Annotated in this window: 14 protein-coding genes and 1 pseudogene; 10 read left to right on the forward strand and 5 right to left on the reverse strand. The window is 72.4% G+C overall.

Annotated elements, in window-relative coordinates:
* The first annotated feature begins 191 nt into the window (after nucleotides 1-191).
* Both ACFVJX_RS12995 and ACFVJX_RS13000 read left to right on the forward strand, forming a co-directional pair.
* Complete coding sequence (locus tag ACFVJX_RS12995; RefSeq protein ID WP_384136572.1) at nucleotides 192-1,037, forward strand: LLM class F420-dependent oxidoreductase; 846 nt, start codon at nucleotides 192-194, stop codon at nucleotides 1,035-1,037.
* 112 nt (nucleotides 1,038-1,149) lie between these two features.
* Entirely contained in the window at nucleotides 1,150-2,193 is a 1,044-nt protein-coding gene (locus tag ACFVJX_RS13000) for an aminoglycoside phosphotransferase family protein (RefSeq protein ID WP_384136570.1), read from the forward strand.
* Nucleotides 2,194-2,236: 43 nt separating this feature from the next.
* On the opposite strand, the gene ACFVJX_RS13005 is transcribed toward ACFVJX_RS13000, so the two are convergent.
* Nucleotides 2,237-2,995, reverse strand: coding sequence for an SDR family NAD(P)-dependent oxidoreductase (locus ACFVJX_RS13005; RefSeq protein WP_384136568.1), 759 nt, complete (start codon nucleotides 2,993-2,995; stop codon nucleotides 2,237-2,239).
* A 164-nt stretch (nucleotides 2,996-3,159) separates the two neighbouring features.
* Here ACFVJX_RS13005 and ACFVJX_RS13010 point away from each other — a divergent pair, with 164 nt between their 5' ends.
* A complete protein-coding gene (locus tag ACFVJX_RS13010; protein ID WP_384136566.1) occupies nucleotides 3,160-3,813 on the forward strand; it encodes a TetR/AcrR family transcriptional regulator in 654 nt (217 codons plus the stop codon).
* A gap of 263 nt (nucleotides 3,814-4,076) precedes the next feature.
* Here ACFVJX_RS13010 and ACFVJX_RS13015 read toward each other — a convergent pair whose 3' ends face one another.
* Nucleotides 4,077-4,715: a class I SAM-dependent DNA methyltransferase gene (locus ACFVJX_RS13015; RefSeq protein ID WP_384136564.1), complete on the reverse strand. Its 639-nt coding sequence runs from the start codon at nucleotides 4,713-4,715 to the stop codon at nucleotides 4,077-4,079.
* A gap of 103 nt (nucleotides 4,716-4,818) precedes the next feature.
* On the opposite strand from ACFVJX_RS13015, the gene ACFVJX_RS13020 reads away from it, so the two are divergent.
* Nucleotides 4,819-5,589: a maleylpyruvate isomerase family mycothiol-dependent enzyme gene (locus ACFVJX_RS13020; RefSeq protein WP_384136562.1), complete on the forward strand. Its 771-nt coding sequence runs from the start codon at nucleotides 4,819-4,821 to the stop codon at nucleotides 5,587-5,589.
* Nucleotides 5,590-5,650: 61 nt separating this feature from the next.
* Here the strand turns inward: ACFVJX_RS13020 and ACFVJX_RS13025 are convergent, their stop codons facing one another.
* The gene (locus tag ACFVJX_RS13025; RefSeq protein ID WP_384136560.1) at nucleotides 5,651-6,064 is read right to left on the reverse strand and encodes a RidA family protein; all 414 of its coding nucleotides are present in this window, start codon (nucleotides 6,062-6,064) and stop codon (nucleotides 5,651-5,653) included.
* A 363-nt stretch (nucleotides 6,065-6,427) separates the two neighbouring features.
* On the opposite strand from ACFVJX_RS13025, the gene ACFVJX_RS13030 reads away from it, so the two are divergent.
* The 3 genes from ACFVJX_RS13030 (at nucleotide 6,428) to ACFVJX_RS13040 (ending at nucleotide 8,601) form a co-directional block, all read left to right on the forward strand.
* The gene (locus tag ACFVJX_RS13030) at nucleotides 6,428-7,078 is read left to right on the forward strand and encodes a DUF4333 domain-containing protein (RefSeq protein ID WP_384136559.1); all 651 of its coding nucleotides are present in this window, start codon (nucleotides 6,428-6,430) and stop codon (nucleotides 7,076-7,078) included.
* Between the two features lie 71 nt (nucleotides 7,079-7,149).
* Nucleotides 7,150-7,806, forward strand: a complete 657-nt coding sequence (locus ACFVJX_RS13035; RefSeq protein WP_384136557.1) for a maleylpyruvate isomerase N-terminal domain-containing protein — start codon at nucleotides 7,150-7,152, stop codon at nucleotides 7,804-7,806.
* A 168-nt stretch (nucleotides 7,807-7,974) separates the two neighbouring features.
* Nucleotides 7,975-8,601 carry an RraA family protein gene (locus ACFVJX_RS13040; RefSeq protein WP_384136555.1) on the forward strand — a complete coding sequence of 209 codons (627 nt, stop codon included), beginning with the start codon at nucleotides 7,975-7,977 and terminating at the stop codon, nucleotides 8,599-8,601.
* 322 nt (nucleotides 8,602-8,923) lie between these two features.
* On the opposite strand, the gene ACFVJX_RS13045 is transcribed toward ACFVJX_RS13040, so the two are convergent.
* Entirely contained in the window at nucleotides 8,924-9,601 is a 678-nt protein-coding gene (locus ACFVJX_RS13045; RefSeq protein ID WP_384136574.1) for an HAD family hydrolase, read from the reverse strand.
* Between the two features lie 119 nt (nucleotides 9,602-9,720).
* Between ACFVJX_RS13045 and ACFVJX_RS13050 the strand changes: the two genes are divergently transcribed.
* Nucleotides 9,721-12,303, forward strand: a complete 2,583-nt coding sequence (locus ACFVJX_RS13050; RefSeq protein ID WP_384136553.1) for a bifunctional FO biosynthesis protein CofGH — start codon at nucleotides 9,721-9,723, stop codon at nucleotides 12,301-12,303.
* 61 nt (nucleotides 12,304-12,364) lie between these two features.
* Nucleotides 12,365-12,958 (forward strand): annotated as a pseudogene (locus ACFVJX_RS13055) (hypothetical protein); the annotation flags it as partial.
* 7 nt (nucleotides 12,959-12,965) lie between these two features.
* On the opposite strand, the gene ACFVJX_RS13060 reads toward ACFVJX_RS13055, so the two are convergent.
* Complete coding sequence (locus tag ACFVJX_RS13060; protein ID WP_384136551.1) at nucleotides 12,966-13,976, reverse strand: aminoglycoside phosphotransferase family protein; 1,011 nt, start codon at nucleotides 13,974-13,976, stop codon at nucleotides 12,966-12,968.
* Between the two features lie 222 nt (nucleotides 13,977-14,198).
* On the opposite strand from ACFVJX_RS13060, the gene ACFVJX_RS13065 reads away from it, so the two are divergent.
* Nucleotides 14,199-15,314 (forward strand): ADP-ribosylglycohydrolase family protein, encoded by a 1,116-nt coding sequence (locus tag ACFVJX_RS13065; RefSeq protein ID WP_384136549.1) that lies wholly within the window; start codon nucleotides 14,199-14,201, stop codon nucleotides 15,312-15,314.
* The last annotated feature ends 65 nt before the right edge of the window (nucleotides 15,315-15,379 follow it).

The following is a 15,379-nucleotide window of genomic DNA, read 5'->3' on the forward strand; positions in this document are numbered from 1 at the left end:
CGCCATCGGTGAGCCGGCCGGAGGCCGGGCCGGGCGCTCGGCGGCGATACCGCAGACCGCGTAGAGCGTGATGGCGTGGACCACGGCCGCGTCGTCTCCGACGACGTGCGCCCGGCCGTCGGGGTCTCGGTTTCGCAGGCCGAACGGCATACGTTTGGGCGGTCACCCGACGACGACGGAGGTGCCCTCGCATGCGGATCGCCACAACGATCTTCCTCACCGACGAGACGATCACACCGGTACGCCTCGCGCACGAGCTCGAACAGCGTGGCTTCGCCGGGCTCTACCTCCCGGAGCACACGCACATCCCGGTGAGCAGGGACACCCCCTACCCGGCGGGCGGCGAACTGCCGCCCGAGTACGGCCGCACCCTGGACCCCTTCGTGGCGCTCGGGCAGGCCGCCGCGGTCACCGAACGCCTCGCGCTCGGCACCGGCATCACGCTGATCGCCCAGCACGACCCGATCGACCTGGCCAAGCAGATCGCCACCCTCGACCACCTCTCCGGTGGCCGCTTCACCCTGGGCCTCGGCTTCGGCTGGAACGTGGAGGAGGCCGCCGACCACGGCGTGGACTGGCGCAGCCGCCGCGACCTGGGCCGCGACCGCATGGCCCTGATGCGTGCGCTCTGGACGGAGGAACCGACCGCGTACGAGGGTGAGTTCGGCTCGGTCCGGGCCAGTCATGCGTACCCGAAGCCGTTCCAGCAGCCCCGCGGCCCGGTGGTCGGCCCGCGCACCCTGGTCGGCGGAGCGGCCGGCCCGAAGCTGTTCGCGCACATCGCGGAGTACGCGGACGGCTGGCTCCCGATCGGCGGCCGGGGCCTGACGGAGTCGGTGCCACAGCTCCGTACGGCCTGGGAATCCGCCGGCCGGGACCCGAAGGACCTCCAGGTGGTCCCGTACGCGGTCCTGCCGGGCGCGGGCAAGCTGGCGCACTACGCGGACCTGGGCATCGAGGAGGTCGTGCTGCAACTGCCCCCGGCGGGCGAGGGAGAGGTGCTTCGGACGCTGGACGCGTACGCGGAGTACCTCTAGGGGCGTCGGATGGAGGCCCCGGGACGCTCCCGGGTGACGCGGTCCGGGCCTCCGTACCCGCCGAGGCGGAAACCCGCTGGAGACCCGGCGGCCGCGCTGGTGGAATGAGGCGATGCAACGTGACGCGTCGATCGTCTCGGTGGACCGCGGGCGCTACCCGGACGCCGTGACGCCGTGGGAGGCACCGGAGCGGCGGGACGCCGCCCTCGCCTGGGCGGAGCGCGGGCTCGCCGCCCACGGCCTGCGCACGGCGAGACGGCTCACGGTCCGGCTGCGGCCGTGGTCGGTGCTGGTACGGATGTCGGCGGACGGCGAACGCGACGTCTGGTTCAAGGCGACCCCGCCCGCCGCCGCCTTCGAAGCGGGCCTGACCGAGGCGCTGGCCCGCTGGACCCCCGGCCACGTCCTGAAGCCCCTCGCCGTGGACGCCACCCGTGGCTGGTCCCTGCTCCCCGACGGCGGCAGGCTCTTCCGGGACGCGCTCCGTGACGGCCCCGACGGCCCGTGGGCGTGGGAGGAGCCGCTGCGGCAGTACGCGGCGATGCAGCGCGCGCTCGTCCCCCGTACCGATGAGATGGCACAACTCGGTGTCCCGGACGCCCGGATGGCGGTCCTCCCGGGCGTCTTCGACCGCCTGGTCGAGGAGAACACGGCCCTGGACCCCGCCACCCGGGCATCCCTGCGCGAACTGCGCCCCCGCCTCAAGGGCTGGTGCGACGCGCTCGCGGCGACCGGCATCCCCGACTCGCTCGACCACGCCGACCTCCACGACGGCCAGTTCTTCACCGCCGGAGCCGCAACAGCCGCCGGACCGGGCCGCTTCACCTTCTTCGACTGGGGCGACGCCGCGATCTCCCACCCCTTCTGTAGTCTGCTCGTCCCGCTGCGCACGGCCGCCGACCGCTATGGCCCCCAGGTACTGCCGAGGCTGCGCGACGCCTACCTGGAGGCGTGGACGGACACCGGACTCCCGTCGGCGGAACTGCGCCGGGCGGCGACCCTCGCCCGGCGCCTGGGCGCGGTGGGCAGGGCCTGCTCCTGGGCCCGGCTCTTCCCGGACGCGGGCGACGGCCTGACGGCGGTGGGCGACGCTGAGGGCGCGCGGTGGCTGCGGGAGCTGTTGACGGAGCCGGAGCTTCAGGGCCTGTCCGCATAGCCGGTCGGCGTCCGGACCGGCGCGGGGCGCAGGCCGCGCCGGGTCAGGCCGTGGCGTCCTTCGGGTAGTGGCGCCGCAGGTTGGCGGCGAGGATGCGGTCGAGCGCGCGGTCGGGCAGCACTCGGCCCAGGCGCATGATCAGGGCGGCGTCCCGGCCCGCGGTGTAGCGGATACGGGGCCTGCGTGTCGTCACGGCCTTCGCGATGACCCGGGCCGCGGCATCGGCGGTCAGGCCGGACGCGGTGCCCGATGCCATCAACTCGTTGTTCGCCCGGACCAGGCCGCCGTAGCGCTCGGTCTGCTCCGGTGTCATCCCCTCGGCGAGCTGGTTCGCCGTCGCGATCCCGCGGGAGGCCATCTCCGTACGGATGCCGCCGGGTTCGATCACGATCACCTGCACGCCCAGCGGCGCGACCTCGCGGCGCAGCGAGTCGCTGACCGCCTCAAGGGCGAACTTCGCACCGGCGTACGCCCCATAGGTGGCCATGGCGAACCTGCCGCCGATCGAACTGATGTTGATCACGCGGCCCTTGCTGCGCAGCAGTGCGGGAAGGAGCGCCTGGGTGACGGCGATGTGGCCGAACAGGTTGACCTCGAACACCTGGCGCCACTGCGCCATCGGCAGGGCTTCCACCGGGGCGTTCACCTGGACCCCGGCGTTGTTGACGAGCGCGTGCAGAGTGCGTGGGTCCTCGGCGATCCGCGCGGCGAGCGCCGTCACGTGTTCGGGCTCGGTGATGTCGAGGATGACGGGCTCGATGCCGTCGGACCGGATGGCGTCGGCGTCCCGGTCGCGGCGCACTCCGGCCAGGACGTGGTACCCCGGCGGGCCAGCTCGCGGGCGGTCGACGCACCCATGCCGGTGGATGCCCCGGTCACGGCGACGAGCTTCTGGGTTTCAGATGACATTGTCACCTTGATGACGCTACCAGTAGAGATGACACTGTCAACTGTATGATGGGGGTCATGGTCACTCGTGCGGAGTCCGCCGCAGCCACCCGCCGCGCTCTGCTCGACGCGGCCGCCGAACTCCTCGACCTCGGCGGCCCCGAAGCCGTCACCCTGCGCGAGGTGGGCGCGCGCGCGGGCGTGAGCCGGGGGGCGCCCTACCGGCACTTCACGGGCAAGGAAAGCCTGCTGATCGCTGTCACGACCGAGAGCTGGCAGCGCATCGGCGATCAGGTCCACGCCCTGCGGGCCGACCCCGCACTCTCGGAAGTCAGCAGACTGCGCGGCGCTCTGCACACCCTCCTCACCGTCGGCAGGAAGCAGCCGCACGTGTACCAGCTGCTGTTCAGGTGCCACGGGCACCGCACCGAAGAGCCCGCCGGGGGAGTCGACGGCGCCCGGCCCCAGCCGTACGGGCCGGAGGACGCATCGGTCACGGCCGGACTGCGTGCGGCCGGACGCTTCCAGGACGAGTTCCTGGCGATAGTCACCGAACTGGTCGGAGAGCGGAACACACAGCACTACGGCGCCCTGCTGCTCTCCGGTACCCACGGCATCGCGGACATGGAACTCAGCGGCCACCTGGAGGCCGACGGGCTGCGCACCACCGCGGACGAGCTCATCGACACCCTCGTCCGCATGGTCGCCGCCGTGGACGGGTCGACTACATAGCAACGCCATAGCAACGGCCGCCCCGGTGGTGCGTGGTCGTGGTCTCCCGTCAGTCACCCGGTGGTGCGTGGTCCCGTCCGCTCCCTGGTGGCGCGTGCCCCGTCCGCCCCCCGGTGGTTCCTGGCCCCACCGCCCCCGGTGGTGTGTGCTCCCGTCGCATGCTCAGTGGCGCATGGCCGCGTCCTGCCCAGCGGCGCGCCCTGCCGCCCCCCATCAGCGGCGCGGCCTTCCGCCCCACCAGCGGCTCAGCCTCAGGCAGCCCGCTACTCCGCGCGCATCAGCAGATGCCCGCGCCGGAACCGCTCCCCGTCGAGGGGTTCGCGCAGCATCCGGCCGACTTCCGTGAACCCGGCCTTGCCCGCGAGCGCGGCGAGGTCGTCGATCGGCCACCGGTAGGCAGTCGTGACCTTGTGGTCGAAGGCCGTCACCGGCCCGCCCCCGGCCTCGAAGAAGCCCAGCAGGAAGGTCCCGCCCGGGGCCAGCACCCGCCGGAACTCGGTGAAGTACGGAGGCAGTTCCCCCGGTGGCGTATGGATGACCGAATACCAGGACACGACACCGCCCAACTCACCGTCGGCCATCTCCAGCGCGTCCATCGAGCCGACCTCGAACCGCAGCTCCGGGTACGAATCGCGGGCCAGGCCGATCATCACGGGCGACAGGTCGACGCCGAAGGCGTCCAGCCCCAGCCCGTGCAGGTGCGCGGTGAGGTAACCGGGGCCGCAACCCAGCTCGGCGACCGGACCGGCACCGGCCGTCCGCGCCAGATCGGCGAACGCGCCGATCATCGCGCGGTCCAGCGGGAGTGCGGCGAGCGAGTCACGGGCGAAATCGGCGTAGACGGTCGCGATGGCGTCGTAGGCATCGGCTGTCGTCCGGAGGTGAGCGGGGAGTTCGGTCATGGGGGCCGATCCTAGGAGAGTCCGTGGCCGGTGGCCGCGAGTCCGTCGCCTCCGCTGTGAAAACCGCTGGCCGGTCGCGGGATCATGGTGGTAGACAGCCCGGGTGCACATAGAAACCCTGGAGTTCTCCGATCTGCTGCGGCTGATCGACGATCGGTCGACCGCCTTCCGCGCCGCGGTCGCAGCCGCGCCCAGCCTCGACGTGCAGGTGCCGACCTGCCCCGAGTGGACGCTGTTCGATCTGGTGCAGCACCTGGGCGAGGGGCGCCGCTCGTGGGCAGCCACCGTCGCCGCGGGACCGGCGTCGACCAAGTCCGCGGCGCTGGGGGCCCCGGCCGCACCCCGCGAGCGCGAGGCCCTGCTGGACTGGTTGGCCGAGTCCACGGAACAACTGCGGGACGCACTGCTGGAGTCCGGCCCGGACCGTGGTGTCTGGACATGGTGGGGCGCGTCGCAGTCGCCGCAGACCTGCGGCGCCGTCGCCCGGCACCAGCTCCAGCAGATGGCGGTGCACACCTACGACGCCCAGCTGGCCGTGGGCGCCTCGCAGCCCTTGCCGGACGAGGTGGCACTCGACGGTGTCGACGAGTTCCTGTCCACCTGCTGTGCCACGACGGAAGCCGCCTGGCCGCACGAGCCCGCCACCGTCGAATACCGGATCACCGAGGGCCCCTCGTGGCGCCTCCAGCTCTCCGCCGAAGGTGCACGGGTCGCCCGTATCGGCGAGGCCCCGGACACGGCCGACGCCTCCGCCCGGGGCACGGCCGGTGACCTGGTCCTGTTCCTGCACGGCCGCATTCCGGCGGACTCCCTGGAACTCGACGGCAACCGCCACCTCTTCGACCAGCTCCAGGCCTGGGACCCGGACGCGTAGGACGTCACCGCAGGCGGACCACCGCGTCCCGGCGTCCGGGCCCGGCCCCCGGCCCGGCCTCTCAGCCAGGCAGCGCCGCAGTGAGATCGACCTCTACGAGCTGCCCCGTGAAGCCGAGTTGGGCGACGCCCAGCAGGGTGCTCGCGGTGGTGAACGCCGGGCCGAGGGGGGATTCCGTGAGCCGCTGCCAGGCAACCCCCAGTGCGGCCCTGTCATCGCTGCGCACGTAGATCACCGAGCGGACGACATCGAGCGGCCGCGCGCCCACCGCGTCGAGCGCGAGCACCGCGTTCGCCACCACCTGGTCGACCTGCCGCTCCAGATCCCCCGCCCCGACCAGCTTGCCGCCGCCGTCGAGCGGGCACTGCCCGGCGAGATAGGCAGTCCGGCCGGCCTCGACGACGGTGATGTGGTGGTAGCCAGGGGTCTCGTGCAGCGGGGCGGGGTTGATACGCGTGATCTTCGCGGCAGACATGCGGACGAGTCTGACGGGCCGGATGCCGGACCGCACCCGCATTTACGACCGTGCCGGTACGGCCTCGTGCGGGTGCCGACCGGGCGGGCGCTCTCGGCCGCGTATGCGTCGCAACGTCCGGGCTCGGGGCCCTGAGTGCGGGGTCAAACGCGTCGCGGTTCCGGAGTGACAGGCCGAGGCGGGGCCAGGGGGGGCAGGGGGTCAGGCAGCCAGGGGGCCTGGAGTCCCGGGCGTGGGTGGTGCGGCCGTGGGGGAGGCGGCCGCCTCGGCGCAGGACCCGGCGAGAACCCGCCCGTCGGCGCAGGCCATGGTGATAGCTTTGCCCGCCAGATCTTGACATGAACGCTGAACACAGGGGGAACCATGCGGCAGTCGGTGCGGAGTCGAACGGCGACGCGAGCGGTGGCGGGGGTGTTGACGGTGCTCTTCGCCGTGGGCTGTTCGGCCAGTGTGGGCTCGAAGGTCGTGAAGAAGGACGAGGTCGAGAAGCAGGCATCGACGGCCCTGGGCAAGAAGGTCGGCCGCGACCCGGACTCCGTCACCTGTGAGGACGACCTCAAGGCCAAGGCCGGGGAGACCGTGCGCTGCACGGTCACCGTGGACGGCAAGAAGTTGGGCATGACGGCCACCGCGAAGACGGTCGACGGCGACAACGTGCACATGGACTTCAAGGTCGACGACGACGCCGGTGCCGGTTCCACGGCCGACCCGGCACCGAGCGACTCCGCCCAGCCCACCGAATCGGCGAGTACCGGCACCGGCACCGGCGGTGGCGAGCAGTCGGTGGACAAGGCGGAGGTAGCCCGTCAGGGCAAGGCCGCCCTGACGGCGCAGGCGGGCAAGGCGCCCGACGCCTTCTCCTGCCCGGAGAACCTCCCGGCCCGGGTGAACGCCACGGTTCGCTGCCAGTTGGCCTCGGACGGCAAGCAGTACGGCGTGACGGTCACCGCGACGTCGGTCCTCAACGGCCAGGTCAAGATGAACTTCAAGGTCGACGACACCCCGAACGGCTGACCCGACGGCCCGGACCCGGGCGGGACGTGAAATCGACTGCGCCCGGGGACGGCCACTGTTAACTTGCGGCCGTGGACCACTTCTCACGCTCCTGGACAGCACTGCTCGCAGCGGTGGCCGAACTCGCGGACGAGGACTTGGCCCGGCCGTCCGGCTGCACCGGCTGGCTCGTGCGCGACCTGGTCTGCCATCTGGTGATCGACGCCCAGGACGTCCTGATCACGCTCGCCACCCCCGCCGAGACGGAACCGACGCGGGACGCGGTGACGTACTGGGAGGTCGCGCAGACACCGCCGACCGGTGACGACCCGCTCGACGCGCTGACCGTCCGGCTGGCCGCCGCGTACGGGGAGCCGTGGCTGCTCAGGTTCCACTTCGACGACGTCGGTTCGGCCGCCGGACGCGCGGCCGGGCTCGCCGCCCCGGACCTGCGGGTGAGCACCCGCGACGAGGTGCTCACCGCGACCGACTACCTCTCGGTCTACGTCCTGGAGAGCACGCTGCACCACCTCGACCTCGTCGCACACGTGCCGGACGCGGCGGACCCGCCCGCCGAGGGGATGGCGCGGGCGCGCGAACTGCTGGCCGCGATCGTCGGCACGGGGTTTCCGTCGTCGTTCTCCGACAAGGACGCTCTCCTGGTCGGCACCGGCCGCCGCGCCCCGACGGAGTCGGAGAGGGCCGCCCTCGGCGCGTCCGCCGCGAGGCTCCCCGTGTACATCGGCTGAGAGCGGGGCGGCCGACGCCCGCCCCACCCGGACCTCTCCCGACTCCCGCCCCGGGCCGGTTGGGAGTGGGGTGGGGGCTGGGGTGGACCGGTTGACCGGGGCGCCTTCGGGCCGTGGAATACCGGTGATCGTTCCGGCCGGGGCGGCGAGGGTATCGGGAGGATGCGTATGTACGACGTCAGCGGGTTCAGGGAAGTGTCACCGACCACGCTCGCCGATCTCCTCGGGCGCGAGCAGGTGATGGATACCGGGGTGCGACCGCTGTGGTCGTCGCACGAGCGGGTCGCCGGTCCGGCGTTCACCGTGCGGTGCCCTCCGGGGGACAACCTCATGCTGCACGCGGCCATTCACCGCGCCGAGCCCGGATCGGTGATCGTCGTCGAAGCGGGGGACGTGGACTACGCGTTGGCCGGCGGAAACGTGTGTGCCGTCGCCCAGCGGCGGGGGATCGCGGCGTTCGTGCTGGACGGGGTGATCCGGGATCTCGCCGAGGTGCGCGAGATGGGTTTTCCCGTCTTCGCCCGGGGCGTCATCCCGGTTCCGGGGAAGAAGAAAGCCGTGACGCCGCTGAACGAACCCGTCCGGTGCGGTGGGGTGACCGTGCGGGCCGGGGACATCGTGGTGGCCGACGAGGAGGGCATCGTCGTCACGCCGGCGGCCCGGCAGGAGCAGGTGCTGCTCGATGCACGGGCGAAGGCGGCCAAGGAGGCGGACGAGACCCTTGACGCGTGGGAGGCGGCGCACCGCGCCCGTATCGACGAGATCCTCGCGGACAACGGCGCCGCCTCCTCCTAGCCGGTACGCCTCCCTCTGGCCCGGTGCGCCCGGTGCGGCCCGGTGCGCTGCCCGGTCCAACCCGTGCGGCGTCCGAGCACGGAACCCTTCGCTGGGTGGGCGGTTCCGAGAGGGGGCGGCCGGTCAGCCCGGCCTCGGGTCCGTCCTCAAACGCCGGACGGGCTGGATGGGGCCGCCGGGGGCAGGCTGGATCGGGCCTCCGGGGACAGGCCGGATCGGGGCGCACTGGCAGCCCGGATCGGGGCGCCGGGGGCGGCCGGACCAAGCCGCCGGGGCGGGCCGGATTGGGCCGCCGGTGCCCGGAGGGATGGGGCGGTGGGGGTCACAGCGCCCGCAGCGCCCTCGGGCGCGCCGGTGCCGGGGGCTTCGTCAGGAGGGCCGGGATGTCCGTCAGGGCGTTGATGCGGAAGTCCGCCGTGTCGATCACGTCCGGGTGGTCCGCCCACCAGTGCCCGAACGCCCCGCGCCGGAGGTGCGCCGCCGGCATCCCGGAGGACTTGGCGGGGAACAGGTCGTCGGCCGGGTGGTCGCCCACGTACAGGGTGGAGTGAGGGGCCGTCCCGGAGACCTCCAGCACGCGGGCGAAGAACTCCGGGTCCGGCTTGGAGACGCCCCACTCGTCCGAGGTGACGACCAGATCCGCCGGCAGGTCGAGGGCGCGCAGCAGTTCCCCGGCCCGGACCGTGCCGTTTCCGGCGACCACGACCCGCACGCCCAGCGCGCGCAGTTCGGCGAGGGCGGGCCGTACGTCCGGGTAGAGGTCGGACTCGTCGAGGTGCTCGCCGCGCCCCGCCGCGGCCCGCGCGAGAGACGCCTCGGTGACGTCTATGTCGGGGCGCAGGATGCTCAGCGCGTCCGCGCTGTCCCGACCCTGGGCGACCGCCGCCCCGACCAGGGCGCTCATGGTGTGCGGCGGGACGCCCAGCCAGTTGGCCCAGGAGGCCCAGTAGCGGTCGTCGCGGACGAGTGTCTCGCCGATGTCGAAGACGATCGTTTCCATCACCGTGCCGAGCCTACGGGGAGAGCCTGCGGGGAGAGGGTCGCCGCGCGGCCCCGGGCGTCAGGGGTGCGGGCGACCTGCGCCCGTCACCCGTCGGCCGCCGCTCGTATGCTCGGTTCATGACCGATCCTCAGCGCGGACGCCCCACCACCAACTCCATGAGGCGTGCCCTCAAGCGCGCCCGCGACGGTGTCGCCCTCGACGTGGCAGAAGCCGCCGTCCTGCTCCAGGCGCGCGGCGACGACCTGACGGATCTCGCCGCCTCGGCCGCGCGGGTGCGTGACGCCGGCCTGGAGGCAGCGGGCAGGCCGGGCGTGATCACGTACTCCCGCAAGGTCTTCATCCCCCTGACCCGCCTCTGCCGTGACAAGTGCCACTACTGCACCTTCGTCACCGTGCCCGGGAAGCTGCGGCGGGCCGGACACGGCATGTTCCTGTCGCCGGACGAGGTCCTCGACATCGCCCGCAAGGGCGCGGAGGCGGGCTGCAAGGAAGCGCTGTTCACCCTCGGCGACCGGCCCGAGGACCGCTGGCCGGAGGCGCGCGAGTGGCTGGAGGCCGAGGGGTACGACGACACCCTCGCCTACGTACGCGCCATGGCGATCCGCGTGCTGGAGGAGACCGGGCTCCTTCCCCACCTCAATCCGGGCGTCATGACCTGGACCGATCTCCAGCGGCTCAAGCCCGTCGCCCCCTCCATGGGCATGATGCTGGAGACGACCGCGACCCGCCTGTGGTCCGAGCCGGGCGGTCCGCACCACGGCTCCCCGGACAAGGAGCCGGCCGTACGGCTGCGCGTCCTGGAGGACGCGGGCCGGTCCAACGTCCCGTTCACCACCGGCATCCTCATCGGCATCGGCGAGTCGTACGAGGAACGCGCCGACTCCCTCTTCGAGTTGCGCAAGACCGCCCGCGCCTACCACGGCGTCCAGGAAGTCATCGTCCAGAACTTCCGTGCCAAGCCCGACACCGCGATGCGCGGCATGCCGGACGCGGAACTGGAGGAGCTGGCCGCCGCCATTGCCGTGGCCCGGCACATCCTCGGCCCGTCCGCCCGTATCCAGGCCCCGCCGAACCTCGTCGACGCCGAGTACGCGCTGCTCATCGGTGCGGGGATCGACGACTGGGGCGGTGTCTCGCCCCTCACGCCCGACCACGTGAACCCCGAGCGCCCCTGGCCGCACATCGACGAGCTGGCGGCGAAGACCGCCGAGAGCGGCTTCGCGCTGCGTGAACGGCTCACCATCTACCCCGAGTTCATCCAGCGCGGCGAGCCCTGGCTCGACCCGCGTCTGCTCCCGCACGTCCGCGCGCTCGCCGACCCGGAGACCGGGCTCGCGAAGGAGGGTGCGATCCCCGCCGGGCTGCCCTGGCAGGAGCCGGACGAGGGGTTCAACGCCTCCGGCCGCACCGATCTGCACCACACCATCGACACCGAGGGCCGGACCTCCGACCGTCGCGACGACTTCGACGAGGTGTACGGGGACTGGGAGGCGCTCCGCGAGGCCGCGGCCCCAGGCATGGTCCCGTCCCGTCTGGACGGGGACGTCCGCGAAGCGCTCAGCCAGGCCGCGGACGACCCGACGAAGCTCACCGACGAGCAGGCGCTCGCGCTCCTGCACGCGGACGGTCCGGCCCTGGACGAGCTGTGCCGGATCGCGGACACGCTCCGCCGGGACGTGGTCGGGGACGACGTCACCTACATCGTCACCAGGAACATCAACTTCACCAACGTCTGCTACACCGGCTGCCGCTTCTGCGCCTTCGCGCAGCGGCGCACCGACGCCGACGCGTACACCCTCTCCCTGGACCAGGTCGCCGACCGCGCCGCGCAGGCCTGGGACGTCGGCGCCGTCGAGGTCTGCATGCAGGGCGGAATCCACCCGGACCTGCCGGGCACCGCGTACTTCGACATCGCGCGGGCCGTGAAGGAACGCGTGCCCGGCATGCACGTCCACGCGTTCTCGCCGATGGAGGTCGTCAACGGGGCGACCCGTACGGGGATGTCCATCCGGGACTGGCTGGTCGCCGCCAAGGAGGCGGGGCTCGACTCGATCCCCGGTACGGCGGCGGAGATCCTGGACGACGAGGTCCGCTGGGTCCTCACCAAGGGCAAGCTGCCCACGGCCACCTGGCTGGAGGTCATCAAGACCGCCCACGAGGTCGGTCTGCGCTCCTCGTCCACGATGATGTACGGCCATGTCGACCAGCCCCGGCACTGGCTGGGCCACCTGCGGACCCTGGCCGCCCTCCAGCAGGAGACCGGCGGCCTCACCGAGTTCGTGACGCTGCCGTTCATCCACACCAACGCGCCCGTCTACCTGGCCGGCATCGCTCGCCCCGGCCCGACCGACCGCGACAACCGGGCCGTCACCGCGATGGCCCGGCTCCTCCTCCACCCGCACATCACCAACATCCAGACCAGCTGGGTGAAGCTGGGTACGGAGGGTGCGGCCGAGATGCTCCGCTCGGGCGCGAACGACCTGGGCGGCACCCTGATGGAGGAGACCATCTCCCGTATGGCCGGGTCGAGTTACGGCTCGTACAAGTCCGTGCAGGACCTGGTCGAGGTGGCCGAGGCGGCAGGGCGCCCCGCGAAGCCGCGTACGACGCTGTACGGGGAGGTGTCCCAGGAGCGGGTGACCGCGGCCGCCGCCTCGGACGGGCATCTGCCTGAGCTGCTGCCGGTACTGCCGAGCTGAGCGGAGCCCTGGGTGGCTTCCGGAGCCGCGCGGTCGGGCTCCGGAAGCGACAGCTCGCAACCGTCCGCCCGAGCTGCTGCTGGTCGTCTGTCAGGACCGTGCAACCGCGGAATGGGCTTCCCGCCCAGTCGCCATCGGCCCCCGTCAGTGGCCCGCGCTCACTCTGCGCCCGCTCGTCGCCGGCCCGCACAACATGCCGGTGATCACCAATGTCGCCGAGGCCCGCAAGGATCTGGCGCTCACCACGCTGGCGGCTATCACACATGCCGCCGATCCGGACATCGGTGCCATACTGAAAACGCTGTCAGCCGCTCTGCGGGACGTACCGGAAATCATCGCCGATCCCCTTGTCGAACTCACCGCACAGGGCCTGGGCAACCGCCCGGCCGCACATCAGTGGAGGAATCCGGTGGCCGTGGACCTCTCTTTCTACAAGTCCTTCATGGCAGAGGAAATCCGGGACGAGGGCCGGACGGAGGGCCGGACGGAAGGCATCGCGCAGGGCATCCTGCTCTTCCTCGCACGAGCCGGCGTCGACGTATCGGATCAGGCGCGTGAACGGATCACCACCTGCGGCGATCTCGACACCCTGAACCGCTGGCTTCTCCGGGCCCCCACCGCCAGGTCGGCCGAGGACGTCTTCGTCGGGGAGTAGTGGGTTCTCAGCCGAACCGGTCGTGGTCGGTCAGTACGGCCCCGATCACTTGTAGTTCGGAGTCGGCGCGTTCCCGGTCCTCCGCGTCGATGAACCCTGTCAGGTTCAGCAGCGCCTTCCACAGGGCCCAGCCCCGTGCCCGCGCCCAGGTGCCTTCGTCCTGGCCGACCGCGCGCCGGAACGCCTCCCGGCCGGCCCCGGAGAACAGGCCCCACGCGATCACCAGATCACAGGCGGGGTCGCCTACTCCCGACGTACCGAAGTCGATGACGGCCGTCAGCTCGCCATCGGCGACGAGGAGGTTGCCGGAGGCGATGTCGCCGTGGAACCAGACGGGTTCGCCGCGCCACGGTGCGGCGAGTGCCGCCTCCCAGACGGTGCGGGCCCGGTCCGTGTCCACACGGCCGGTGAGGGCGGTCAGACAGCGGCGGGTCTCCTCGTCGTAGTGGGCCGGCGAGGCGCCCCGGTACCAGCTGTGCTCCCCGGCGACCGGCCCGCCGGACGCGTCGCAGCCCTGGAGGGCGAGGATGAATCCGGCCACCTGGAACGCGAATTGCGTCAGATCGTCGATGCGGCCCCGGGCCGCGGTCTCGCCCCGCAGCCAGCCGCGTACGGACCACGGGAAGGGGTAGCCCTCGCCCGGGACACCGAGGCCCAGCACCGGCGGCACGGCGACGGGGAGCGAGGGGGCGAGGACCGGCAGCCAGTGGTTCTCCTTCGCCACCGCGGGGACGTAGCCGGCGGCGGTGGGCAGCCGGACCGTCATGGCGTGGCCGAGCCGGTAGGTGCGGTTGTCCCAGCCGTCGACCTCGACCGGTGTCACGGGCAGCCCGCTCCAGCGCGGGAACTGGGCGTCGATCAGGCGCTTCACGAGCGCCGCGTCGATTCCGGCCCGGCCGTCGGGACCGATGGGCCCGTCGGGGCGGACGGAGTCGGTGAAGCCGGTGGAGGTGCCGGGGCCGGTGGAGATGACAGGGCTGGGGGAGCCGTCGGGACCGTCGGGGCGTGGGGATTCCATCCTGAGATCCTGCGCCGCACGGCCGTCCCGCACAACGCAATTCGGCCGGCCGGCCGAGGACTCCGGACGCAGCGGGAATCCCCGGAGAATGCCCCGCAAAACTGAACCGAACCAGCACTTCGTACATACTGTTCCGCCCCATGAGCTGCGTGGTCGTTCGATTACAGTGCTGCGCAGTTACCGCGCAGTCGCATACGGGTGGACCGACGGGGGAGGGGCACGGTGAGCACAGGGACCACAGCTGTCTGGGGCCGTGCCGAGCAGCAGGACTTCCGCAGCCGGGTACGCGGCGCGATGCTGGGCTGTGCCATCGGGGACGCGCTCGGCGCGGGCGTCAGCGGGCTCTCGCTGGAGGAGATCCGTGAGGCCCATGGGTCCGACGCCGTCACCGACTTCGTCCCGGCCCACGGCGGGCGCGGGCACGTCACCGCCGTCACCCAACTCAACCTGTTCACCGTCGACGGGCTGATCCGCGCCCAGGTCCGGCGCGACATCGGCGCCTGGCACCCGCCGACCGACGTGCACCAGGCGTATCTGCGCTGGGCCGCCACCCAGCACGACTGGGGGCCCGACGAACGCCGCAAGGACAACGGCTGGCTCGCCGGGCAGGAGTGGCTCTACGTCCGCCGCGCACCCACCCGGGAATGCCTGAACGGCTTGGGCGACACCACGATGGGCACCCTCGACCGCCCCAAGAACCCCACCGCACACGATTCGGCCGCCGTCACCCGCTCCGCCCCCTTCGGGCTGCTCGTCGGCTGGGAGCCGCAACTCGTGCTCCAGCTCGCCGTCGAGTGTGCCGCCCAGACGCACGGCCACCCCACGGCCCTGCTGTCGGCCGGCGCCCTCGCCGTGATGGTGCACGGGCTGGCGCGCGGCGAGACGCTGGACGGTTCCGTGCAGCACGCCCTCGCCCTGCTCGCCGAGCGCCCGGGCCACGAGCCCGTCACCGATGCGCTGCAACAGGCCCTCGGCACCGTGCGGCAGGGGATACCGGGACCCGCCCTCATCGAGTCGCTGGGTGCCTCGGATTCCGCCGAGGAGGTCCTCGCGGTGGCCGTGTACTGCGCACTGGTGGGCGAGGACGTCCGGCACGGGCTGCGGCTGGCCGTGAACCACGGGGGGCCGTCCTCGGCCACCGGGGCCCTGTGCGGTGCGCTGCTCGGCGCGCTGCACGGCGAGACGGCTCTGCCGCCGGCCTGGCTCGCCGAGCTGGAGGGGCGGGCGACGCTGCTCGAACTCGCCGACGACTTCGCCATGGAGATGACCCAGGGCCCTGCCCTGCACAGCCCGGTCGCCGTCGCCGCCGGCTGGCTGGCACGCTACCCGCGCGGCTGAACACCCGGCTGAACGCCTGGGTGAGCGCGAGTGTTCACCCGAGGACGAGAGCGGACAGTCGGGGG

This window comes from Streptomyces sp. NPDC127177 (genome assembly GCF_042672475.1).
Lineage (GTDB): Bacteria > Actinomycetota > Actinomycetes > Streptomycetales > Streptomycetaceae > Streptomyces.